At 37.5% G+C, this 24,457-nt stretch carries 20 protein-coding genes; 2 read left to right on the forward strand and 18 right to left on the reverse strand.

The features are described 5' to 3' along the window. Positions 1-4 precede the first annotated feature (4 nt). Together QM409_RS03970 and QM409_RS03975 are read right to left on the reverse strand one after the other, a co-directional pair. Positions 5-910, reverse strand: a complete 906-nt coding sequence (locus tag QM409_RS03970) for a magnesium transporter CorA family protein (RefSeq protein ID WP_000242267.1) — start codon at positions 908-910, stop codon at positions 5-7. A gap of 57 nt (positions 911-967) precedes the next feature. Continuing rightward, positions 968-1,528: a mechanosensitive ion channel family protein gene (locus tag QM409_RS03975; protein WP_261100255.1), complete on the reverse strand. Its 561-nt coding sequence runs from the start codon at positions 1,526-1,528 to the stop codon at positions 968-970. Between the two features lie 151 nt (positions 1,529-1,679). Between QM409_RS03975 and sstT the strand changes: the two genes are divergently transcribed. Beyond that, the gene (gene sstT, locus QM409_RS03980) at positions 1,680-2,885 is read left to right on the forward strand and encodes a serine/threonine transporter SstT (protein ID WP_247953293.1); all 1,206 of its coding nucleotides are present in this window, start codon (positions 1,680-1,682) and stop codon (positions 2,883-2,885) included. A gap of 66 nt (positions 2,886-2,951) precedes the next feature. Beyond that, positions 2,952-3,905, forward strand: coding sequence for an aromatic acid exporter family protein (locus QM409_RS03985; protein ID WP_414305599.1), 954 nt, complete (start codon positions 2,952-2,954; stop codon positions 3,903-3,905). Positions 3,906-3,955: 50 nt separating this feature from the next. Here QM409_RS03985 and asp5 read toward each other — a convergent pair whose 3' ends face one another. The 16 genes from asp5 to QM409_RS04065 all read right to left on the reverse strand — a co-directional run. After that, positions 3,956-4,180, reverse strand: coding sequence for an accessory Sec system protein Asp5 (gene asp5, locus QM409_RS03990; protein ID WP_000569974.1), 225 nt, complete (start codon positions 4,178-4,180; stop codon positions 3,956-3,958). Positions 4,181-4,184: 4 nt separating this feature from the next. Beyond that, a complete protein-coding gene (gene asp4 / locus QM409_RS03995) occupies positions 4,185-4,364 on the reverse strand; it encodes an accessory Sec system protein Asp4 (protein WP_153209881.1) in 180 nt (59 codons plus the stop codon). A 1-nt stretch (position 4,365) separates the two neighbouring features. Beyond that, complete coding sequence (gene gtfB, locus QM409_RS04000) at positions 4,366-5,703, reverse strand: accessory Sec system glycosylation chaperone GtfB (protein WP_414305598.1); 1,338 nt, start codon at positions 5,701-5,703, stop codon at positions 4,366-4,368. After that, a complete protein-coding gene (gene gtfA / locus QM409_RS04005) occupies positions 5,696-7,207 on the reverse strand; it encodes an accessory Sec system glycosyltransferase GtfA (RefSeq protein WP_414305597.1) in 1,512 nt (503 codons plus the stop codon). Before gtfA ends, gtfB begins: the two co-directional genes overlap by 8 nt. Before the next feature lie 11 nt (positions 7,208-7,218). Then, the gene (secA2, locus tag QM409_RS04010) at positions 7,219-9,594 is read right to left on the reverse strand and encodes an accessory Sec system translocase SecA2 (protein WP_414305596.1); all 2,376 of its coding nucleotides are present in this window, start codon (positions 9,592-9,594) and stop codon (positions 7,219-7,221) included. Next, complete coding sequence (gene asp3, locus QM409_RS04015; RefSeq protein ID WP_153209877.1) at positions 9,584-10,063, reverse strand: accessory Sec system protein Asp3; 480 nt, start codon at positions 10,061-10,063, stop codon at positions 9,584-9,586. The genes secA2 and asp3 overlap by 11 nt, the downstream gene beginning before the upstream one ends. Then, on the reverse strand, positions 10,063-11,595 hold the full coding sequence (gene asp2, locus QM409_RS04020) for an accessory Sec system protein Asp2 (RefSeq protein ID WP_261014907.1): 1,533 nt from the start codon (positions 11,593-11,595) through the stop codon (positions 10,063-10,065). Before asp2 ends, asp3 begins: the two co-directional genes overlap by 1 nt. Then, the gene (gene asp1 / locus QM409_RS04025; protein WP_261014906.1) at positions 11,585-13,159 is read right to left on the reverse strand and encodes an accessory Sec system protein Asp1; all 1,575 of its coding nucleotides are present in this window, start codon (positions 13,157-13,159) and stop codon (positions 11,585-11,587) included. Before asp1 ends, asp2 begins: the two co-directional genes overlap by 11 nt. Before the next feature lie 15 nt (positions 13,160-13,174). Then, positions 13,175-14,404 (reverse strand): accessory Sec system protein translocase subunit SecY2, encoded by a 1,230-nt coding sequence (secY2, locus tag QM409_RS04030; protein WP_084929771.1) that lies wholly within the window; start codon positions 14,402-14,404, stop codon positions 13,175-13,177. A gap of 129 nt (positions 14,405-14,533) precedes the next feature. After that, positions 14,534-15,541 (reverse strand): sugar transferase, encoded by a 1,008-nt coding sequence (locus QM409_RS04035; protein WP_084929770.1) that lies wholly within the window; start codon positions 15,539-15,541, stop codon positions 14,534-14,536. 8 nt (positions 15,542-15,549) lie between these two features. Further along, entirely contained in the window at positions 15,550-18,768 is a 3,219-nt protein-coding gene (locus QM409_RS04040; RefSeq protein WP_414305595.1) for an SP_1767 family glycosyltransferase, read from the reverse strand. A 10-nt stretch (positions 18,769-18,778) separates the two neighbouring features. Then, entirely contained in the window at positions 18,779-20,002 is a 1,224-nt protein-coding gene (locus tag QM409_RS04045; RefSeq protein ID WP_261015824.1) for a glycosyltransferase family 8 protein, read from the reverse strand. Next, the gene (locus tag QM409_RS04050; protein WP_084929767.1) at positions 19,971-21,218 is read right to left on the reverse strand and encodes a glycosyltransferase family 8 protein; all 1,248 of its coding nucleotides are present in this window, start codon (positions 21,216-21,218) and stop codon (positions 19,971-19,973) included. The genes QM409_RS04045 and QM409_RS04050 overlap by 32 nt, the downstream gene beginning before the upstream one ends. 3 nt (positions 21,219-21,221) lie before the next feature. Then, positions 21,222-22,100, reverse strand: coding sequence for an acyltransferase (locus tag QM409_RS04055; protein ID WP_414305602.1), 879 nt, complete (start codon positions 22,098-22,100; stop codon positions 21,222-21,224). An 82-nt stretch (positions 22,101-22,182) separates the two neighbouring features. After that, the gene (locus tag QM409_RS04060; RefSeq protein WP_261015825.1) at positions 22,183-23,061 is read right to left on the reverse strand and encodes a glycosyltransferase; all 879 of its coding nucleotides are present in this window, start codon (positions 23,059-23,061) and stop codon (positions 22,183-22,185) included. Between the two features lie 416 nt (positions 23,062-23,477). Continuing rightward, positions 23,478-24,457, reverse strand: a 980-nt coding sequence (locus QM409_RS04065) for an LPXTG cell wall anchor domain-containing protein (protein ID WP_414310492.1), incomplete at its 5' end; no start/stop codon positions are given.

The following is a 24,457-nucleotide window of genomic DNA, read 5'->3' on the forward strand; positions in this document are numbered from 1 at the left end:
TCTTTTATTTTCTAGTAATTTTCTTCAGCCATTGAGATAAGGCCACCCATAAAATCAAGCTAGTCATTAAGATATAAATCCAAGCATTTGGCTCTTCTGTAAATGGTAGAGGAACATTCATTCCGAAGAAACCTGTAATAACCGCAAGTACTGCTAGTAAGACGGAGATAATAGTCAAAATTGACAAACTATCATTCAAGTTATTGTTTAGGATGTTGTTGTAAGAAGCTGAGAGTTGTTGCAAGACTTGAGAAATCAAGTCTGTCATAGACACCAACTGATGGGCTTCAATCATGGCATCATCAAACTGCTCTCGTTCGACATCATTAAATCTCCGATAAAGAGCATGGCCCTGGATATGTTCCAAGAGGAGTCGATTTTGTTTTGCTGCTGCTGTCAAGTAAACCATACCAGTCTCCAAGTCAGAGAGGGCGAAGAGATTTTTCTTTGTTGTAGTTTGACGTAGCAAGGCACTAATTTCGTCCTTACTTTTATCCATCTCTTCAATGACAGGATAATAAGCGTTACTGATAATCTCTAAACCAGCAAAGAGAAACTTGTAAATAGAAAGCGACTCATGGCTATCCAGATAAGCTGACATCTGATCAATGACATAAGCATTCTTATGGTTGCTGATGGTAATCATTCGTTGTCTTTCGACGATAAAGGTCATGGGAATCGCTTCATAATATTCTTTGTCTTTTTCTAAATCAAGAACATTATAAATAAAGGTTACCGTCTCCGTTTCACGGTTATAATCCATATGAGCTCGTTCATTTCTATCCAGAGCATACTCAATGGTTTCCTTGTCCAATCCATAGATGTCAGAAAGATCTTCCATATTTTTAATCTTATCCACATCAAGGTCTATCCAGGTACAACCATTGCCCAACTGCTTTTCTAAAACCATCTTTTCTCCTTTATTAAACTCTTTCTATTGTACCACAAATTACTTAAAATAACAGGTCTAGTCTGTGCGTGAGAAATTGCTGACGACGGTGATATTCCGATTGGGAACGAAGTGCAGAACCTGATCTTCTCCTCTGAGTTGCGTTGTTCGAATGCCAACACTAACCACCTTGCCTGATACAGTAATAGGACCATTTGTCAGAACAACCTCATCTCCCACATCCAGTTGACGTTCAAAGAGGATGAAAAAGCCATTGATGACATCAGACAGAAAACCTTGGGCTCCCATCCCAATAGCCACCCCAGCAATCCCAGCCCCTGCCAGCAAACTAGAAACTGGCAAACCTAAAATCGACAAAATGCAGTAAAGTAAAAAGAAATAAAGGGTATAATTAAACACATTTTCTAACAGACGTGAGATGGTTTTCTGACGCCCGACATCATGACGAGACATTTTTAGAGAAGGTTTAACAATTCTCTGCACCATGGTATGGAGCAATTTCTTAGCTATATAAAAGAGTAAAAATAAGAATAAAAGAGAAAGTAACTTGGTTAAGATATTCTCAATAATCGTTGTTATATCAAGCTTATTGAGGTAGGTTTGAATAAATTCTTTCATAGAAAACTCCTTTCATTTATTATACCATACTTTCACAAGTGATGAATCTCCATAAATATTCAAAAATAATAGCCAAAATAGACAGAAAATTCTTGATTTTAGTTCATATTTATACTATAATCATAAACATTACACAACAAAGGAGATTGTTATGAAAAAATTCATTCATGCTTGGAATAAGGCAAGCCTAATCAAACGGATTTTGATTGGCATGCTTATTGGAGGAACCCTAGGGCTGACACTTCCTAACATTTCAGGAATTGGTCTACTCGGAGATCTCTTTGTTGGCGGTCTAAAAGCCATCGCACCTATTCTAGTCTTTGCCCTCGTTGCTAACGCCCTTTCCCAACATCAAAAGGGACAAGATAGCAACATGAAAACGGTTATCTTCCTTTACTTGGTAGGAACTTTTGCTGCTGCTCTTGTTGCTGTCTTAGCAAGTTTCATCGTCCCTGTTGAGATTACCTTAAATAGTGCCAATACAGAAATCGCACCACCAGATGGAATTGGCCAGGTCCTCAGCAACCTCTTGCTAAAACTGGTTGACAATCCAGTCAATGCCCTTGTCGCAGCCAACTACATCGGTATCCTATCTTGGGCAGTTGTTTTCGGGATTGCTATGAGAGAGGCCAGCAAAAACAGTAAAGAATTGCTGAAAACTATGGCTGATGTGACTTCTAAGATTGTCGAATGGATCATCAACCTAGCTCCCTTTGGAATCCTTGGCCTTGTCTTCAAAACTATCTCTGATAAGGGAATCGGCAGTCTAGCCAACTATGGAATCTTGCTTGCCCTCTTGGTGACAACCATGTTCTTTGTCGCTCTGGTTGTCAATCCATTGATTGCCTTTCTCTTTATGAAGAGAAATCCTTATCCCCTCGTTTGGAAATGTTTGCGTGTCAGCGGTGTTACAGCCTTCTTTACTCGTAGTTCTGCGGCTAACATCCCTGTCAACATGAAACTTTGTCACGACCTTGGACTAGATCCAGATACCTATTCTGTTTCTATCCCACTCGGCTCTACTATCAACATGGCCGGGGCAGCGATTACTATTAACGTTTTAACCCTTGCTGCAGTAAATACTCTTGGAATCCCTGTTGACTTTGCGACAGCCTTTGTCCTTAGTGTGGTAGCAGCTATCTCAGCCTGTGGTGCTTCTGGTATTGCCGGAGGATCCCTCCTTCTTATCCCAGTTGCTTGTAGCCTTTTTGGTATTTCTAACGATATTGCCATGCAAGTTGTCGGAGTTGGATTTGTGATTGGTGTCATCCAAGACTCATGTGAAACAGCCCTCAACTCTTCTACAGACGTCCTCTTTACTGCCGTTGCCGAATACGCAGCAGCCCGTAAGAAATAACTCATAAAGACAAGCCTGCTCAGGTCTTGTCTTTTACGCTTTTATCTAACTTACTAGGAAATTCTTATGTCTATTAGCCAACGTACGACCAAGCTCATCTTAGCTACCTGTCTTGCCTGCTTTCTTGCTTATTTTCTCAATCTCTCCTCAGCAGTTTCAGCTGGAATCATCGCCCTCTTGAGCCTATCTGATACCCGTAGAAGTACCTTAAAACTGGCCCGCAATCGACTCTTTTCCATGCTCCTAGCTCTAGCTATCGGTGTTCTGGCTTTTCATTTGAGCGGATTTCATATCTGGAGCCTTGGCCTCTATCTAGCCCTTTATGTGCCTCTAGCCTACAAAATGGGCTGGGAAATTGGCATCACACCAAGTAGCGTTTTGGTTAGCCATCTCTTGGTGCAAGAGTCAACCTCTCCAGACCTCCTAGTCAATGAATTTCTTCTCTTTGCTATCGGTACAGGATTTGCCTTACTTGTCAATCTCTATATGCCTTCACGAGAAGAGGAAATTCATCACTACCACACATTGGTAGAAGAAAAGTTAAAAGATATCCTCCAGCGCTTCAAATATTATTTATCCAGAGGGGATGGACGCAACCGAGCACAGCTGGTAGATGAATTAGACACCCTTTTGGAAGAAGCCCACAGACTGGTCTATTTGGATCATTCTGACCACCTCTTTCACCAGACCGATTACCATATTCACTATTTTGAGATGAGACAGCGACAAAGTCGCATCCTGCGAAACATGGCCCAGCAAATCAACACCTGTCACCTAGCTGCCAGTGAGAGCCTGATTTTGGCCCAACTCTTTTCAAAAATTGCAGGTCAACTGAGCCAGACCAATCCTGCTTCTGATTTGCTAGATGAAATTGAACGTTATCTGGAAGTCTTTCGGAACCGCAGTCTACCCAAGACAAGAGAAGAATTTGAAACCCGTGCCACACTTCTTCAACTCCTACGTGAAGCAAAAACCTTCATCCAAGTAAAAGTTGATTTTTACCAAAAATATGGACAGTAAAAAAGAAAACTTCAGACCAATCACAAAAGGTGAATATCTGAAGTTTTCTTTTATTTGTAAGTTATTACCATAAAGGTTAGTAATAAGACAAATAAGGCCAAACTCACCAATAAAGTAAGAACCTTGACCAAGGTGTTACTCTGCCAGTAGCTTGGTTTACCAATATTACTAGTCGCGTCCATAGAGAATAATTGATTTTGACGGGGTTGTATGGTCACCAATACAATCAAAGCAAGAGATAGGACAATAGCTAAAACAATCAGTATTTCAATCATAGGTCTACCTCAAAATCCCCAGCAAAGTAAAGAGCAAACCAATCAGAATCATCAAGCCCAGTAAGAGTGAAAAAGTTTTACTAATCTTTTCCCCTCGGGTTTCTTTTTCCTTCTTAATCGGTCTTTGCTTCAACTCTTCCATGCGACCTTCAACGTCTTTGTAAAATAAATCTTCATCTGACATGTTAACCTCCTAAAACAGTTTGCATGGTTTCCTGATATCGTACCAAATCAACATAGTTGGCATGTTGGCCTTGCTTTCCAAGTGCCTGACGCATTTGATCAACATCTGAAAGAGCCAACTTAATTGTCTCAACCAAAGGAGCAACTTCACTACTTTCAAATAGATAATCCGGAGCGATATAAAGTCTATTGTGCACTGTCTGATGAAATCCAAGAATCAAGAGATTGTGTTCAAAGGCTTGACGCACTGCATGCAATAACTCATTGCTGTGGTTTATATCCAAATAAATATCAGACAACTGATACAGTTCCTGAATCTTCTGTGGACTAGCGTTCTGATAAAGGACCACATTAGGATAGCGAAGCATGTCTAATAACTTAGAAGACATCTCTGAAACCGCTGCGATGCGGAAAGTAACATCAGGCAAGGCTTCTACGATTGCTTCTACTTGCTCAATTTGATCGGAATTGGTCAAGATTAAGACATCTCGCCTTAGGAAATTATCACGTTTGAACTGATAATGGTAACCCAAATGCACAAACTGATCATGGTATTTCTCGTCAGTCAATTCTAAAGCGCGCTCATAAGTTGCCTTATTGGGAATGATGATTTTCTTAGTACGCACATCAGCGCTTTCCAAAATCAACTGCATATTGCCTGGAATGTCATCATAGAGAGGTTCCTGCCAAACCAAAACATCTGAGCCAGATTTATCTGGATGATGGAAGGAAACCAAGAAAGGAGTCGCTAGAGTATTAAAGACAAGCTGACTTGTATCTATTTCCAAATCTTGCAAAAAGAAGGTGATAAATTCAACCTTATTTGCAAAGTAACGCATAGGTTGACCAGGTAAGGTCAATAAGATATCACCCGTCACATGGTTTTCAAGTAACACCTCCTGACCATTGACATCTTGGTAAACCGTCATCACCGGCTCACTATCTGCACTGTAGGTCGTTGTAGCAAAACAAGCTCCGAAACGATTGTAATGATCAACTTGACGGACTCGACCTTCCAGGTCTTTCCAATCTACTTGCTTAACCAAGCGAGCCTGCATTCCATCAGCATAATGAATAACGGCTCTCTCCTGTGTCATATCCTCAATACGAGCAGACTGATTATTGCCTGAAATTTCCCAAAAAGCTGGAACAGGGACTTGGTTAAAATAGAGAGGTTTTCCATCCTCGTAACCTAGATAATAGGTAAAAGGAGATACCAGACCATCAGGCAGAAAACCATCTGCATCGATGACCACTCCAAGTTGAGAAAGACCAGTAGCTACTAGACTTTCATGTAAATCTTGACTTTCCTGACTATAACGATCATAAAGTTCAATCATGGAGCACCTCCTCTACTGTTTTCTTCCACTTTTCTAAAATTTCTTCGGTTAAGAAACCTTCTGCAATATGATAAGAATGGGCACGCATATCCGCCAAACGATTTTCTTGATACAGTTGGCAAATCTTAGCTGCGTAAGCTTGCTTGATTTGGTCTTCTACATGGTCAGATGAACTTGGAATCAAATAGCCATTTTGACCATCCTCTATAAAGGTCTGATTGCCATAAGGCACATCAAAACCAATTAGGGGTAGACCTGAACCAATTGCTTCCATCAGAGTTAATCCAAAACCTTCACTGGTTGAAGCAGTCAAGTAGACCTCATACTGGTTATAAATCTGCGAAAGTTCCGCATGTCCCTTGAGCTGGATATAGTCCTCAGCCTGATGATTTGCAATAATTTCTCTGAGCAGAGAATCTTCTCCACCACTACCATAAATATCAAAGGTTAGTTCAGGTATTTCCTTACGAGCCTCAATGACCGCTTTAACCAACCAGTCGATGTGTTTTTCTTTGGCCAGACGCGAAGCGGTAATTAAAGAAAAGGGCTTACGTCCCTGACTTGACTCCGTCAAGGAATTAATACTTCCTACAGGAATGGTAACAATCTTTGGACGATGCTGGGTGTATTTGGCAAATTGCTCTTGCAACACTTCATTTTGTCTATCAGTGGATACGATAAAGAAATCAACCTTATCTGCATTGGTAAACTGGTAATCATAGTAGTTATTCCAAAGGATATAGTCCTCGTTTGTAGCATTTTCACTATAATGCTCCGCGTGGACAACTACCGCCAGATGAGCCGCTTGTGCTTCCTCAAAAACAACCTGTCCAATGCCTGTCTCTCTATCGAGAATAACCAAATCAGACTTGTTCAAATTCAAGGATTTCATAAAAGCTCGCATAAAGGCTGGCTTCCCATAGAAAATCTTATCCTTGAAACGATAAACTTCTTCCTTACCTTGATTCATCAAGATATCATAGGCCGGAGTCCCGTCTTCATTGTAGAAAGTTCTTTGGTATAAGACTGCAACATTGTCCTTAGGGGCAAAATACTCGCTACAATAACGCGTATAAGAAAAGTAATCCTTACGAATCAGGTTTCCTTTAAAAACATACTCAGCATGTTGAACCAAGTCCTTGTCCTCATCAACCAAATAACAGGTGACAAACTTATCTTGGTCAGAAAAGAAGATACGCAAAATCTTGCCATTTTTTTCTCTGTGACTTTCTTCACCACCAAAGTAAGCCAAGACATCATCCACTGTCATGCTAGTCGGCGCAATCTTGATATCTGTGAAATGATTATAAAGCCAGATAACTTGATCGTCATCAAGACCAATATTGTCTGTCAGATGCTGAATATTATCGGCTAAAATCATATCTGTAAAGATAAACTTAGAGGACAGATTTAATTTCCGAAAAACACCAGCACGATAGGCTTGTGCGTATTCAACACCGCTACTAGCCCATCCAAGTCCTAAATTTATATTGTAAATTGTCATATTTTCTCCTCTTATGGAAAATGAGTCACGATTTCACCTTTTGGAGAAATGTCTACTCTGCTCAATAGAAGGTTTCGAACCATATCCTTTTTGACTTGCCTTTTCATCTCTTCAAATCCATGATAAGCTTCTTGATAATATTCGACAATAGGATTCTTTTGAGCAGCTGATTGCCCGCCAATCGCAAAAGTTAATTGTTGAAGATAGTCTACTTGTTCAACCCAATTATCATCAATAGCCTTTAGCAAGGCCAAACGCTGAAAATCTGAAAAGAAGTCATGAATTTCCAGAAGTGTTCGTTTCTCTTGTAAAGTTTTTTGGACTGTTGTCTCCAAAACTCGTTTAATGGCATCCTTATCCGTCATATCCAACTCTTGAGGAACTGCATGATAAAGAAAACTGATATTTTTTACGATAAAGTGATACAATTCCTCTTTGCTTTCAAATTGTTCGTTTGACAAACTCTTTTTTATGAACTCATCTAGTACATCTACAACAAAACCATCTAGATCCTCAGTCCCATCAATCAAACGATTTCTTTGACTATAGACCATCTCTCTTTGGATATTCATACTCTCAGCATATTCTAAGGTTTGACTTCTCGCTGATCTAGCGGCGCTATCGCTTGCTTTTTGCGCTTTTTCCACTAATTTTCGATAGCGTCTTCCTTCTAGGAGCTCAGGACTTATATGTTTGTTCACTGTATAGTCCTTATACATCTTATGGACCCAAGAAGGACCAAATTTTTTAATCACATCATCTTCCAGTGATACAAAAAATTTCGATAAGCCCGGATCTCCCTGTCGTCCCGAACGCCCTCGAATCTGTAAGTCAACTCGCTTACTTTCCATGCGCTCCGTACCAATAACCACTAAGCCTCCAAGCTCCGCAACTCCAGGTCCAAGTTTAATATCTGTACCTCGACCAGCCATTGAAGTCGCAACTGTCACAGCTCCCATGCGACCAGACTCTGCAATCATCTGCGCTTCACGAGCTACATTATGAGCATTCAAAACATTATGAGCAATTCCTTCTCGCAGTAAGAGAGAAGAATAAAGTTCCGACATCTCAACCGAACCCACAAAAATCAATAAAGGGTTCCCTTTTTTATGATAATACTTAATCTCATCAAGCGAGGCATAAACTTTTTCAGGTAACGTAACGTAGAGATTATCCGGATAATCAATTCGCTGGTTCTTTCGGTTAGTTGGAATTTTCACAACTGACATACCATAGGTTTCTAAAAATTCCTTCTCTGCAACTTTTCCAGTACCAGTCATACCAGAAATCTTTTTAAATTTCTTAAATAAACTTTGATATGTTATAGAAGCCATTGCCCTAGTTTCTTCAGATAGAGGAACCTGCTCCTTTGCCTCAATAGCTTGATGCAAACCTCCTTGAAGCTTGGTCATTTCTAATAAACGACCTGTACTTTGATCCACTAGAACCAGTTCGTCATCTTTCTCACCCTTCCGAATAATATAGTCTTTATCCCTTTTAAATAGGGTATGAGCTCGTAAAGCAAAGGTCAAATGTCTGGCTAGTACACTATGTTCTTCAGAATATAGGTTATCAATTCCAAGAAAGCTCTCCGCAGTTCTAGCACCAATAGTAGTAAGCCATACTTCTTTTTTCTCTTCTTTAAAAATATAGTCTTTTCCCTCTATTAAAGTTGTCATCAAGGTGTCAATAATTCCATAAAAATTGGATTGTACCCTAGGTGAACCTGAAATAACTAAGGGAGTTTGAGCGCTATCTAACAAAACTGAATCTACCTCATCTACAATAACAAAGTTAAATTCTGCCATGTACTTTTTGTCTTCACTTGATGCTAAATTATCAATCAAATAGTCAAAACCAAGACCACTGTTAGTAGTATAGATAATATCCGCACTATAAATTTCTCCCTTATCTTCGGACGTTAACTCTTCCTCATCGTCTTCAGAAAATGGGATACGAATTGTCAAACCTAAGAACTCATAGACTCGACCCATCTCCTCTGCATCACGCTTAGCAAGATAGTCGTTAGTAGTCACCAGCATTACACCTTGACCTGATAAAGCATTGAGATAGATTGGCATCGTAGCAGTCAGGGTTTTCCCCTCACCTGTATTCATCTCCGCAACATTCCCTTGATGGATAACAATCCCACCCATGACCTGTACATCATAGGGAAACATTCCTAGTATCCGCTTATCAGCTTCACGTACAACTGCAAAAGCTTCCACTAAAAGATCATCTAAGGTTTCTCCAGTAGCCAACCTCTCTTTAAATTCTTGAGTTTTACCTGCCAATTCAGCATCTGTTAGCGAGGCCATCTCTTCTTTTTTTAGATTAATTTGATGCAAGATTTTTTTTACCTTGCTCAACTGTCTATTATTCCACATCTTGTTTAGAATAGTCCTCTTCTATTGAAAATGAATGAAAGTCAACTGATTGTAATCCTGCGCTCAACAGTTGGACTTTATAATGATAGGCTTCTTCTGGATAGATAAAGGTGAAATCAAAATTCTTTTCAATCACTTGACCAATCTGCTTATCATAACGATCCATAAAAATGAGTCTAAAATACAAACCTTTTTGGGGCTGAACAGTCATTTGACTAACCAAACGATAACGATGCCCCTTTTTTAAAAGAGGCAAGGTTGGAGTTAAACGATTTCCTTGAAAATTAAAACTTGAGGTCCACTCATGAATCATAGTACCAGAATTCACCATACCATTTTCAAAATAAACATGATTTCGCGAATGATAAATAACAACTGAACCATATAAAAAACTATTCTCTTTCAAGTCTCCTAAACTGGCCCCTTTAAATTCTCCCCAATAAATCTCTCTAGTCCTTTTGATAACCATCAAAACTTTCTCCCAAAATTTTTCTCTAATATCATTTTATAAAAATTCATGAACCAAGTTATAGTTGTGTCATTATCATCGTTATGTCGACCTGAAGTCCCTTTTGACATGATACGAGCACCAGAATGATAGAGTGTCTCTACTAAATCATCATAAGCACGCGGGTCATAGTCTTCTTCTTTCATATAAGAGAGTCCAAAAATTGTTTGACTAAAATCCGCCTGTTTAAAAGGAACCCAAAAACGGTCATCTAAGAATCTCATGGCAGCTAAACTAGCATCTCCTTTAGAATGGTGACGTAAAATGTCAAAGGCGGTAGGGAAAAGCCCAGGCGCCTCAAGTCTGCCTCTTTCTGCTATCAATCCAAGATTGGTCAAGGGTTTTGAAACAATAACAGCCCTAGGTTCAAAGAAAGAACTGTAATACATAGCACCATAGGTCCCCATAGATATACCCGAGAAAATTAATTCCTTATTTGAGAATCCTAATAAATCAAGATATTCTTGAATCACATTTCGAACGCCATTTTCAAGGTAGTCATCACCCAAGTAAAAGGCTCCCCCATCTATTCTCGGATCTTGAAAAAGAAGGAAGGGTGCACCAAGAAATCTCATCATCCCAAACCCCTCAAATCCTTCCGCTCGTCGATAACCAGAAAAGTAGATATTCAAAGGCGGTTTAAAGTCTCCTGGATAGAAAAAGTAATTAAGTTCCTCACGCTTTTTATTATGTATAATGCCTCCACCTAGAACATACTTGCCAAATTGGTAGCGTGTTAAACGCTGGTGAAGAGCTCCGATTCTCAGACGTCCTGCTCCTCGCGCTTCTAGAGAAATACTGATAAATGAGGAAAAATCATCGTCCAATACAAGGGCGGTCTCCATATCCTCAACTGTAAAAACTCGTTCTTTAACAAAACTAGCAGTGGACCCATCTTGGATATTCCGAACAACAAGGCGAATATCACAAGTCCAATCTTTCTCATATTCTAGCCAGAGTTCTACTGGGTTAAACTCGCTTGCTCGAATATTATATTTCCAGCTAATTAAGGGACGGAAGTCTTCACCATACTTTCCTAAGAGTTCTAGATGTTCATAACCATTATAACGAACCTCCCCCGCAAAAGCAGGATTAACAAGCATATCAATCGGGGCCAACTTGTCTCCATACTGCCCTCTAAACAAGGCCTTAGATAGTAGACGTAAAAGTTCTGCTGGTTTTGAAAAATCTGTTGCTTGAGCACAGGTTCTTTTCAAGAAATTTTGAACATCTTTTGATTGTGGCTCAGCTGTATCTGGGTAGAAAATAGTATAAGGAGTGACCTTTTTCATCAAAGGAATCAAATCCGATAAATGTTCAGGATTTTCAACCAAAATAGCTGAAAAAGTTTTTAATCCCTCCATTTTCATGACCTTCCTTATTGCAGTCGTTGATTTTGGCCAAAAGAAATGCCAGTCCATATTCTCAGGAATCTCATAATAATGACGCCAGTTTCTGCTACCTATCTGCAAAATCTGTAATTTATTGCTCACCCTTTGCCTCCTCTAACCATTTTTCCCACTTGTCTACAAATTGTTCACCTGTATTTTGTCGAATCTTATCGATTGAGTAAATTAAGGCTTGATTCCAATGTTCCAAGGTATCTAAAAAGTAGTGTCCAGCTTTACTAAATTCTGATAAATCCGACAGGATATACCCATTTTGTAAGTGAGTAACATATTCTGACTCTTGTAGGTTGATTTGAGGAATTCCTGCACTAATTCCTGCAATCTGAGTATAAATATTTGCGACTGGATTTAAATCAACAATTAAACGAGTGTACTCCAATTCTCGAATTAAGCCCATCTCATCATTTAGATTGATAATCTTAAAGCGATAATAATCTCTGGTATTTTCTTCTAATATATTTTCTGCATCAGATACCACGGAATCCTTTAACAGTTCCTTCAGATTGAGACGCTCCATAATGAGCGAATCGATCTGCTTCTGTAAAGCTTCAATTTGATATCCTTCTGCATTAAATACTGAAAAAACAACCTCAGTCAAAGGATTTTTCGAGACGAAGTATAAGATTTCATACAAGATCTGTGGATCTTGTTGCATCTGTATATCCATTTGGACATAAATTTTTGATTCCTTTAATCGTTGACTAAGACCTAACTTCAAGCGCGTATCAAAAGATGGTAAATGATGCATTTTAGAAATAAATTGAGGATAAGTCTCTTGCAATCGTTCAAGAAAATCTTTCCTATCACTAATCAACAATCTAGACTGTTCTATTGCCTGACGATGAACTTGTAAATCATCTGCTTGATTTCTTTCAATAAAGAAACTTATAATTTTGGGAGCTTCTTCTGGCAATCTTTCTAACAATTGATTTTGAAATCTGGTATGAGCTGCCAAAACAAATGAATCTCCAACTTGATAGTCTTGATTTAAAAATGTTGTTAAGAATTCCCAAATAACTTCATCTATACTCTCATAAGTTAATTTTTCAAAACGGTAGCTTACTGCTGGATTTACCTTTACAATTGGCTGTCCCCCTTGCAAATTCTCCCTCAATTGCCACTGTCCTTTTGCATTGTAATAATAACGGTTGACTGGTTTTTGATCCTCATACTCTATAAGGCTAGATAAAAAGCCACGATCATCAAAATAGCAAATAAAATCAATTTTATTATCTTTAAAATAAGTAATATAGCTGATAAAACCTTCTGAGCCATATTCAACTTCAGCATAAAGCGCCCCTTGCTGTTTAACTGCAATTACAAAGGGAGTATAGATAAAGTCACAATCTTTATCCCATGTTAAATCTTTCAGTTGTAAGGGGTGCATCTCCTCATTTGCAATATTTTGAATAGCATCAAAAACAGAGAAAACATCAGACTCCAATAAATCTTGTCTGTGTAACAAATAGCGCAGGTGAGGATGATAAGTCAACCATAGCATTTTAGATTCTAATTCTTGGCGTTTAAAAATCCGAATTTGGTGCAAGATATCATCAAATTCTAAGCGATAAGGAGTCCTATACCAGGGCACAATATTTGTCTGCCAAGATTGATTGTCACGCTCCAAAAAAGGAATGAAATAATACATATATTCTCCTCTCAATTATGAATTGATTTCTAAGAGTGGTCTATAGTTCTCATTCAACGTCAAGGCATGAATCTCTTCTTTGATATTAAACACCATTCCGTTAAAAATCAAGAATAACCCTGGAAGCATCGTTAGTTGCATATAGCGCGGATCATATATAACCATCAACATTGGCAAGCCAGCCATAATAACTGTATAAGTAGAACCAATGATTGCAAAACGCAAAATTAACCAATTGATATAGCGACTTGTCGCTTCTCCTGGATAGATGTTATAGATATACTCTCCAGATTTTTTCATCTTTTCAGCTATTTCCTCTCCACTCATATTGACAAAAGAAAAAGCAAGTCCCAATGCAAACAATATTAGAATATATGTACATAGCCATATTGGTCGTCCAATTGCAAATTGGCCCATCCAGTTCTGTATCCAAGAAACATTTGGAAAAATAATCTGGAGTAACATTAGAACATACTGCGGAATTGATACCAAGGACATGGCATACATAAAAGGCATCCCTCCCGCAGGATTTAACTGAATATCAAAATAAGAATAGCGTTTAAAACGATTGTGAATCATAATCTTATTCACTAAAATACGATAGCGTGCCCTCTGCATGATGACAGCAGTATATAGAAAAACTAGAGAAAACATAAGTAATAGTACAACAAATAAAAAACTAACCTGTAATTCTTTAATACTCTTGACTATGTTTTGTGGCATACTAGCTACCATACTGGACATCAAGATAACTATAGAACCCCCGACACCAAACTGAGAATTGAGATCCGATAACCAGACCAAGAAAAAAGTGCCCGCAATCAAGAGCAGAACATTCAAAATCAAGACCATTCCATAATGCTCCCCCGACTGAATAGGGAGATTTATGGTAATGGCTAATGCCTGGATTAAAGCTATGACAAATGTTAATATCATTTTTCTTCGTTCTTGAACTTCAAGTGGTAAGCTACCAAAACCAAGCTTCTTAGACATACTAAACATTTGCCATAAAATCATAGCCGACATCCATGGAGACAGTCCGACTGAAAATAGGGAGATGCTTTGAAGATTGCCACCTGTTATAGCAGTAGAAAAAGCTAAAAAAGCTACAGTTCCACCCAAAAAATTTGCATCATTAACGTTTATAAACGGAAGAGTCAATCTACTTCCTAGAACATAAATAAACAAGAAAGAAATCGTCCACATAACACGTTTCACGACGACTGATGTCAATTTTATCTTCAATTTTTTTCTCCTACCTTATTCGAGTGATGAAATATTCTGATGAATATAGCTAAATCTATAAATTGACTGTTTGCCACTACTGTCATTCCCTCATCCTAATGGATGAGGGGTATTCATAACTACCCTATTCTAGATATCTAAAACCTGCATCACTGCAGCAATCAATAATTTCTTTGTAAAGTATCCTTCTTTTAAGATATAACTAACTTTATATACATTTTCAACCATGTGTTGATAAGCTTCTGCTGTCGTGTACTCTACAAGACGATTTGCTTCTTCCAAACTGTTCACTACATAACCTAAGCCTTTTTCTTGTATGAAACTAGCATTTGAGAGATAGGATGGCACTACTACTGGAATCCCTGCAGCAAGATAAGTACTAACTTTATGAGAGATATTCAATCGATAGTAATCTTCCTCATCAGTTGGATTTTCACTGGTTCCCCATACTAAGCCAAAGCCTCCCTCTGACAAAGCAAGAAGCAACTCTGTATCTGTTTTCCAACCTTTAAATGAAACTCTTGGGTTAGGATTCTCTTGATTAGACTCGGAAAAAATATCGAGAGGAATTGAATAAGCCCAATTAGATAAGTGTTCAAAGCGCTCCACACTACCCGCAAAATATAGTTTTTTCTGAAAATCTGGTCGTCTCAAAGGATAGTCATGAACATGATCCCACATTCCTTGGATAATAATTTTTTGAACTGTCAACCCTTCCTTAATCAGACGTTCCTTCATTTTTTCTGACGGAACAACTACTAAATCCGATTGGTTATACATTTCAATATACTCCGGCATCAAGTAATAATTGGATGGAAACATAAGTGGGGGTACGTCATGTATGAAGGTGATTATTTTAGCATTTAAAATCTTACATTTTCTGATAAAGGCCTGATCATACTCCCTGCCATTCCATGTGGGAGATTGATAGACGACGATATCTCCATAACCGAGCTTAGCTAAAACACCATCTAAACGGCTATTCAACTCACCTTGACTATCACTATAAATATCGTAAAAGTAAAAGCCAAGTTCGTGAAAGTCTAACTTTCTTGCAATTTTAACGGTTTCATTCTGGGCGATTAGGGCTGTACTTTGACCAGACATGCCATAAATATTTGTAATGTTAATTTTCATTTTCTTGTTTAAATCCTTACAACAACTTGTGCATTATAAACTTCATCATCAAGCAGTTGAATTTCTTGATCAAAATTATGCTCTGCGGTATGCTTATGTGAGAATTTCACTTTTGAAGTTGCTCCCATCTTAAACCACTCATATTCGGAATCAATGTGACCTAGATCAATTGCTTGTATGCCTTTTTTGCTTAAGTGATAAGCTAAAACCTTGGCTGTAGGCCCAAGCATCAAGAATACTAATTTACCAGCCACATGCTTTTCAATCGCTTCTTGAATGTCCTGAACTTTACTATAGGCATTTCTAGAAGGGCAGACAATACGCTCAACTGACTGAGCATTGTCAAAAAGATCATTTCCAACTCCTGAACGAGAGTTTTCACCTTCGACAATTAAGATATCTCGTTTATCCCAAAGTTTCTTTAATTTTTCAAAGTGAGCTACCGAAGCAGACTTATCTTTGAGGTCTATATAAGGACGAGATATAAAAGTCGAACCATAGAAAGGTGCTGTGCACAATCCATGATAGGCTTCTTTATAATTTTCTAAATGCTTTTTCCAAAAGTTGACAGCTTCGGGATTGTAGCGTTCCAAAACTTCAAAAACATCAGAAAGACAAACCAGCAATTCTGGAGAGCTTTCTAGTTGGATCATTCTTCTAAGCTGTTCCGCCAATGTCTCATCATAGTCTTGATAAGGAATCCCATGGCCCATCATAATATCCATTTCTCCATCCCCATAACGAATAACGGAAGAATGGTGTTCCAATATATAATCAAGACTCTGCTGGATATCCAGTACCTTTGGATAGGATTGCAGCTTTTTTACAGGCAACTTCCCATTTTGACAATAATCTTCAATAACGAGAATCATCTCTTCAGGATGCTCTTGGTCATAGAGGAACTGCCCTTGCTTACCGTGAGCAACACTTTCAAAAGCAAACACTGGTTTTCCCACTTGTTGAAAACGTCCAATAATGTCATCAACTTCAACATCAGCATTAATATCTAGTAAGAAGTCACAGCCATCAACCAAACTATCTATCAAAGCTGGTTGTCCGGCGATATCAGATAAAACTGAAACATTTGGATACGCCAGCAAAGCTGTAATACTATCTGCCACCGTAACAGGAGCAGCTATATAAAACTTTATATTTGGCAAATTTTCAATTAAATATACTATATTTTTCAAATCACACGAGAATGTATAAATAAAAGCTGAATGTTGAACTCCTGTGTATTGACTCACCTGACTTTTGGTAAGACAAGGAGTTGGCTGACTCATATCCGACCAATCTTGGGCATTATAATACCACCAAACATCACGATAAATGGAGCGCTCGTAAAGTCCCCAAGGTTTTCTCTCTGTCAGGTAATGGATAATCGGTGGATAAGTTCCAAGCTCTGGTCGATAATCCGAGAAATGTGTGTGCAAGGTAATACAGTTATATTTAAAGTCTAAAGCTAACCAGCGGTCTTTAAATAAGATATTCAAAATACTTTGATCATCTTGGGCAACTTTGTCATGTAACTCATTGGTCATTTCAATCAGTTGTTTGCGAACCTCTTCTTGTTTCCAAAGGCGATTATTGATTAACAAAACACCTGCATTGAAGCCATGCTCATTAAAATATACTTGAGCCCCCAGATCCTTGACTGCCGCCAATGGATAGTCTCCCAAGTCGAAATCAAACAGAGGACTTAAGTCTCTTGTGACAACCAAATCACAGTCTAGATATAAGACCTTATCTTCCTCAACAAAATCCGAAATAAAATAACGTAAAAATGTTGCATAGTGAATATTGGTCTTATATTGACTTATGTGAGAACTATTGACACGGGCATTAACAATTTCACAGTCTAGCTTCTTCAACTTACGATTGAGATTATAAAACCATTCTGTCGGAAAATCGCTGTTAATCAGATAAAAACGAAGTCCTTGATTATGACAGCAGATTGATTTGATTGTAGTTAGCACCTTATCTGCATATTGGTAATTAGCTCCTAAAACAATTGCCCTCATGGCTATTTTATCTTTCTTTAACTCTTCAATAGTTTCTATCATTGACTGTGGAGATTGAGAGGAAACTACTGTTTTTTCCAATTGGTTTTTATTGGTTATATCAAAAGTCAATACTGGTCTGCTTGCACTAATATAACGATTGACAATGAATTCCATAGGACTTCCCGTATGAATATCCAAATAGGCCTCTGACTTCTCAATCATTTCATCAATCACCACCCCTACCATACTAGGATACAAGTACACATTTGGATATTTTTCTAAAGCTAGAAGAATATCACCCATGTCTGTATAGGCACCAATATGGAACCCAACATCAGGCAAAGCTTGGGCTAGTTCATCAATATAAAGAACATCCTGTGAATCTGTAAATGTAAATAGATTGACATTGTGAAGGTCATAAACTCTTTTGATAGTAAAACATCCTGCGTAATGGTCCGCAATTTGATCGAAACTAACGTCTCGAAAAGCCCACCATAAATCCCGATAGCGATAGCCCATCAGTGTGGACCATGGTTTTCTATAGGTCGTATAATGGATAATCAATGGTTCTTGATCCAATTCAAAATGTGAATCCCAATGACTATAGAATGCGATGACATCATGCCCAACTTGAAGATTAAAATGCTTATCCAACTCTAGCCAATGATTCTGGAAGACTAAATTAAAAATGGTTTGATCCCCATTGAAGTCCTCTGTAGTATTCTGATTAAGGTAAGACATGTACTCCACTGTCTTATCAAACAACAAGGAAGTAACATCTTTTTCTCTCCACTTTTGACAATCAATGACCAGCATCCCTGAATTAAATCCATTACCATCAACATCCCTTACTGCCGCTAAAGAGTAGTCTCCCAAATCCAAGTCAAAGAGCGGACTCAAATCTCCATGTACAATGATGTCACTATCTAAATAGACTACTCTATCTTCTGTAGTCAACCGTGGAATTAAGTATCGAGCGTAAGCAATGGGTGAGATGTGTGCTTGTGTTTTCCATTCAGGATTAATCACATCACCGATATAAATATCCTCTACTATACTTCCTAGCATTTCTACTTGAACCTTGAGTTCATGGAACCAATCGCTAGGGATATTCTGATGTAGAATATAAATCTTAACATTTTGATTATAATACAAAATAGACTTTATTGTTGTGAGTATTGGGGTAAGATAATGTTTATCCCCAGCAAGTACAATTGCCTTCATATAAATCCTTTTAATTACTTAATCGTGCGCAATATTTTTTAATAGCTTCTACCATCTTCTCCGGTTCCGATGATGAAAAAATATGACTTCTTCCACTTGAATCATGACTAGTGTTATCAAAAGTAAAAATTGGCTTATTTCGTTTATGAACTTCTTCGATAATATTGGCAATCTCCCCTTCATGATTGATATCTAGGTAAAAATCCATCTTATCCAAGGTTTCCTTCAGATTAAAACGATTAAAATTAGGGAAAAGTGACAAATTTAAATAAGATTGCAAATCAACGACGAAGGGAGCGAAATTTGTATGTGCCAAAACAGTAAAATGTACTTCTGGCAGTTCAGACAAGAGATACACCAATGATTCCATAGCTGCACTATTTGTAAAAATACAAGTATTGTACAAGGGAGCTCCTACTAGTTCATTAAAGGATCGTTTAGTAATATCTACATTCAACAATACATCGTTCCAATTCAATCCATAATAAAACCACCATAACTTACGAAAACGTGTTAAGGTCAAATGAGTCCAAGGTTTATATTCTGTAGTATAATGGATAATCTTTGGAACACGATGACCATAATAAGAAGAATTATACCATTCGCTATTTCCATTTAAATGTAAAAATTGATCTAAACCAACCATAAAATTATACTCTTTATCCAAATGCAACCACTGATCACCAAAATACATGTTAAGAATACCTTGATCTCCATAAACATGTTCATGGTGTTGGGCAGTCAACTCCAATAATCTTTTTGTCGAATTATTTTCCCGCCATTTTTTAATATCAATTAATAACATACCTGAGTTAAAAGTTGATACCAAACCATTCATATCATGATCTTGAACGGCTGCAATTGCATAACCCTGTAAATCTAGGGAGAATAAGTCATCCAGTTTATCATGGACAATCATGTCCGAATCCAGGTATAAAACCCTATCTTCTGACACTTCGTCTGCTATGAAATATCTAAAATATGCCGCATAGGATATAATATTATTAGGTAAATGAAAATCATGGAGATTATGCTCTGTCTTTTTAACATTGACAATCTCAGAACCAATAACCTTTAAACGATTTCTCATCAATAAAAACCACTCACTAGGTAGATCATCATTAAACACATAAAATTTCACATCGTGGTTATGAACCGAAACCGACTTTATCACGGTTTCTACCTTGTCAAGGTAATGGACATCAGCTCCAAGAGCAATCACTTTTTGAGGCATTCTTATCTCCTAGTTTTTGTATTTTTCTAATCAATTCATCTATTTCATTCACTGTAAAAACTGTGCTTTCCCCATTGAAAAAATGATTGGTGCAATCAAATGAATAAATTGTCTTTCCTCGTCTAACCATTTCCTGTAACACCTGATCCATAGCTGGCCCATAATTAATATCTAAGCAAATATCTGTTTTGTCTATGATATCCTGCTTCATTTTAGGATCAGCACATGGATAAATGTAACAATTTAAATAGCTTTGTAATTCAATAATATTTGGCGAAAAATATGTTGGTGCTACAATATGAAATTGGACATCTGGTAATTTTTCTAGTAGATAACTGATCCCCTCAAGATCTCCTGTATTCGTAAAAATACTAGCATGTTGCAATGGTGGTGAAATCAATTCTACAAATGTTTCTTTCAAAACATGAGTTCGTAATAAAATATCATTCCAATTTAAACCATAGTAAAACCACCAAATATCTCGAAAACGATTAAATCGAAAATGTTTCCACGGTTTATTCTCTGTAGTATAGTGAATAATACACGGAATACCTTCAAATAATTCGTACCAATCATAATCTCCCATATAATATCGATGGGCATCGGCACCAACCTGTAGGTTAAAAGTTACATCAAATCGCTTCCATCTATCTTTAAAAAACATATTTAAAATTTCTTGATCCCCATAAACATGTTCGTGGTGTTCTACGGTCAAATCAATGAGTTTTTTTGAAATATTCTCCTCACGCCACATATCCGTATCAATAACAAGAACTCCTGAATTAAATCCATCATAAGTATTGGGTAAATCAGGAACAGCTCCAAGTGGATAACCATCTAAGGATTTTTCAAACAATAATGTTAAACAGGATGTTACCACAATATCACTATCAAGATAGAGAACTCTCTTTTCATTAACAAAATTAGGAATAAAATATCTAAGATAGGCTGCAGAACTGAGATGTGGTGTAGGAAGATTAAAATGATTGATTGTATCATCTGTAATTTTTATATTTACAATCTCCGAATTTAAAACAGATAGTCTTTTATTCATCAATTGAAACCACTCTGTAGGAAAATCACTGTTGAAGATATAAAATTTTATATCCCTATTATGACTACAGACTGACTTTATCGTCGTTTCCACCTTATCCATATAATTGCCATCAGCCCCAAGTACTATGGCTTTTTTTTGTTTAGCAACATTATACTGCATTATCTATTCTCCATTCCTATCTACCTTTAACTGATGACGAATTGTTGCAACCATTTTATCTTCATCTTTCAAACTGAATACATGTATCTCTTCATTTTTCCTATGAACTACATTTTCAAAGGCAAATATTGGTTTTCCTCTTTCTAAAGCACGTCCGATAATATCATCAACCTCATTCCAATGGTTAATATCTAGGTAGAAATCAGCCATTTCTAAAATGCGATCTGAAACTTCTCGTGATTGACAATACTCATACAGTTGAAAATTCTTAAATCGTTCAAAACTCCTTAAATAGTCTGATACATTCGTTGGTGCTGCAACATGAAAATCAACTTCAGGTAAACTAATCAGTAAATACTCCAAGCCTTCCAACTGATCTGAGTAAGTATAAACAAAAGCATGAAATTTTGCAATATTTTTAGATGTAATCTTTAATTGTTCACTATGAGTCACAATAGAATTACTTGGAATATCTTGATAAATCAGACAGTTCGCCCCGATAACAACATTATCACCTATAGTAACTCCTCTAAGAATAACTGTATTGGCTCCTATCCAACAATCTCGTCCAATGTGAATCGGTGCACTACTCATTGCAGTTTTAAACACATGATAGTTGTTAAACTTATGATTTGAATCAAAAATTCGGACTCCATCCCCAAACATAGTATCACGTCCAATGGTGATTTTTTCCGTACACCGAATTGAACAATGATCATTAAAAAAGACTCCCTCTTCCATTGATAAAATTGCCCCCATGAAAACTTCTAAACTTGTAAAAGATCGCATGGTTACCCCCTGAGCAATCTGAAGGCAAGCTCCCTCGGATATTTCAATATGGTGATAATTCCCCTGAAAGTTAATCGGAACATCCAAATTTATTTTCCCCCTTTTTACTCATAAATGGTACAATATAGCTTCAATTTTTCTACGACAATCCTAGGTAACTTCAATAGCTACTTCCTTATCCCTTATACAAATCTAATCTAAACAAAATTTCTCTATACTCATCAGTATCTGTAAGATTATAAGTTTCACATAAGTATTTATATTCATTTAGAATATTCACAAAACGAGTCCTCATAACACTAGTATCAATACCAGCAAGAATAAGATCCGCAAGTTTTAAACTAAATACTTGCAAAATATCCTGTACCCAAGATATATCAAATTGCGAAGTCATAATACTGCCTTGTCTAACACGATAGATATAAAGATTATCATTTACAAAAATTGTTTTCTGACTTTTTATAAACAATCTATGAATCGTTGCTTCATCATCAAAACGCCGACCATTAGTGAATGGAACTTGCAATAGCAAGTCTTTTTTGAACAGTTTAAACATGGGCATAATAAAAGCTGAAGCATTTAAATGCCAATACCCTGCTTGGCGATTAATTAATTCTTGAGCTGATAATTCCTCAATGCAAAAATCTCTTTCAAGAACATAGAATTTACACTGGCAATCATTCTCATCATAAATAAAATAATTTCCAATTACAATATCCGCTCCAGTCTCTTCCACTTGTTTGTGCAAAGTTTCGACCATTCTATTTTCAGCAATATCATCTGAATCTACAAAAAGGACATACTCCCCGAGTGCTTGAGCAACACCGAAGTTTTTAGCTAAGGCTGCACCTTTATTTTCAGTATGAAACACACGAATCCGGCTATCCAATTCAGAAAATCGATCACATATTTCCCCCGAAGTATCTGTAGAACCATCATTTACCAGAACTACATCTAGATTCGTATAAGTCTGATTCAAAACACTTCGAATGCATTCTTCCAGATAATTTTCTACATTATACACAGGTATAACTACACTAATTAAATCTTCCAATTATACTCCCTTATCCTGAGTCCCTAACTTATTTATGATTAACTACTCTAAAAATGAGACTTTTTAGAAATTTCCTTTATACATTATACCATTTTTACACTATTTCATAAAGAATTACATAGATAACTACTAACTTTTAAAGCGAATAAAAATTTCCAAATACTGATTCTATTATGACTTTTTCTTAACTTTTTAAGATAAGTAAGGATACTATTTCTTTAGGAGCATTGTAATAACTTTGTAACTATAACTTTCAACATTTTTAATATAAAGGAAGAACTATCTTACTCCTCTCCACGTTGTAACTTTCCCATCAGCCCAATACAGTTGGCAGATAGAAAAACTCCAAAAGTTTTTTCAACTCTTGGAGTTTTTCCTGACTGATTAGCCAATTCTCAACTATCTACCAATACGCTTTATTCTTCATTATCATTTTTACGGCGTTTCGCTACTAAACCTAACCCTGTTAGACCAGCCACTGCTCCGAGGAGAGCAGATGAGATTGATGAAGTTTCACCAGTATTTGGTAATTGCTTACGTGTCTTAGTGGTTTCAGTTTGAGGAGCTTGACTAGCTGAAGTCGAATGAATCGTTGATGTTGAAGCACTTGCGCTTGTTGATGCCGAATGAGGCATTGATGTTGAGCCGCTTGCACTTGTTGAAGTAGAATGAGGCATTGATTGACTAATGCTTGTTGACAATGATAGTGATTGTGATACCGATGTACTAATTGAATCCGATGTAATAATACTATCAATATCTAAGCTATCAAGTGACAAGCTTTCTGGCATTCCCTTACTTGTTACAACAGACGTACTTGCAGATGTACTTGCGCTTGTTGAGGCCGATGTGCTTGCTGATGTACTTGCACTTGTTGAGGCCGATGTACTTGCTGATGTACTTGCGCTCGTTGAGGCCGATGTACTTGCTGATGTACTTGCGCTTGTTGAAGCCGATGTACTTGCTGATGTACTTGCACTTGTTGAGGCTGACGTACTTGCTGACGTGCTAGCTGAAGTACTTGCGCTTGTCGAAGCTGAAGTACTTGCTGATGTACTTGCGCTTGTTGAGGCTGACGTGCTTGCTGATGTACTTGCACTTGTTGAGGCTGACGTACTTGCTGACGTACTTGCACTTGTTGAAGCCGATGTACTTGCTGATGTACTTGCGCTTGTTGAAGCTGAGGTACTTGCTGATGTGCTTGCACTTGTTGAGGCCGATGTACTTGCTGATGTACTTGCGCTTGTTGAAGCCGATGTACTTGCTGACGTACTTGCTGATGTACTTGCGCTCGTTGAAGCCGATGTGCTTGCTGACGTACTTGCACTTGTTGAGGCCGATGTACTTGCTGACGTGCTAGCACTTGTTGAAGCCGATGTACTTGCTGATGTACTTG

The sequence above is a fragment of the Streptococcus mitis genome (assembly GCF_047465045.1).
Classification (GTDB): Bacteria; Bacillota; Bacilli; order Lactobacillales; family Streptococcaceae; genus Streptococcus; species Streptococcus mitis_DT.

Bases quoted from the DNA above. Each gene is read 5' to 3' on its own strand.
- gtfA (WP_414305597.1), bottom strand. From the start codon at position 7,207: ATGACAATTTACAATATAAATTTAGGACTTGGATGGGCTAGTAGCGGT.
- asp1 (WP_261014906.1), bottom strand. From the start codon at position 13,159: ATGTATTATTTCATTCCTTTTTTGGAGCGTGACAATCAATCTTGGCAG.
- QM409_RS04035 (WP_084929770.1), bottom strand. From the start codon at position 15,541: ATGAAAATTAACATTACAAATATTTATGGCATGTCTGGTCAAAGTACA.
- QM409_RS04040 (WP_414305595.1), bottom strand. From the start codon at position 18,768: ATGAAGGCAATTGTACTTGCTGGGGATAAACATTATCTTACCCCAATA.
- QM409_RS04045 (WP_261015824.1), bottom strand. From the start codon at position 20,002: ATGCCTCAAAAAGTGATTGCTCTTGGAGCTGATGTCCATTACCTTGAC.
- gtfB (WP_414305598.1), bottom strand. From the start codon at position 5,703: ATGATTGAACTTTATGATCGTTATAGTCAGGAAAGTCAAGATTTACAT.
- QM409_RS03985 (WP_414305599.1), top strand. From the start codon at position 2,952: ATGTCTATTAGCCAACGTACGACCAAGCTCATCTTAGCTACCTGTCTT.
- QM409_RS04050 (WP_084929767.1), bottom strand. From the start codon at position 21,218: ATGCAGTATAATGTTGCTAAACAAAAAAAAGCCATAGTACTTGGGGCT.
- sstT (WP_247953293.1), top strand. From the start codon at position 1,680: ATGAAAAAATTCATTCATGCTTGGAATAAGGCAAGCCTAATCAAACGG.
- asp5 (WP_000569974.1), bottom strand. From the start codon at position 4,180: ATGATTGAAATACTGATTGTTTTAGCTATTGTCCTATCTCTTGCTTTG.
- asp4 (WP_153209881.1), bottom strand. From the start codon at position 4,364: ATGTCAGATGAAGATTTATTTTACAAAGACGTTGAAGGTCGCATGGAA.
- secA2 (WP_414305596.1), bottom strand. From the start codon at position 9,594: ATGTGGAATAATAGACAGTTGAGCAAGGTAAAAAAAATCTTGCATCAA.
- QM409_RS03970 (WP_000242267.1), bottom strand. From the start codon at position 910: ATGGTTTTAGAAAAGCAGTTGGGCAATGGTTGTACCTGGATAGACCTT.
- asp3 (WP_153209877.1), bottom strand. From the start codon at position 10,063: ATGGTTATCAAAAGGACTAGAGAGATTTATTGGGGAGAATTTAAAGGG.
- QM409_RS03975 (WP_261100255.1), bottom strand. From the start codon at position 1,528: ATGAAAGAATTTATTCAAACCTACCTCAATAAGCTTGATATAACAACG.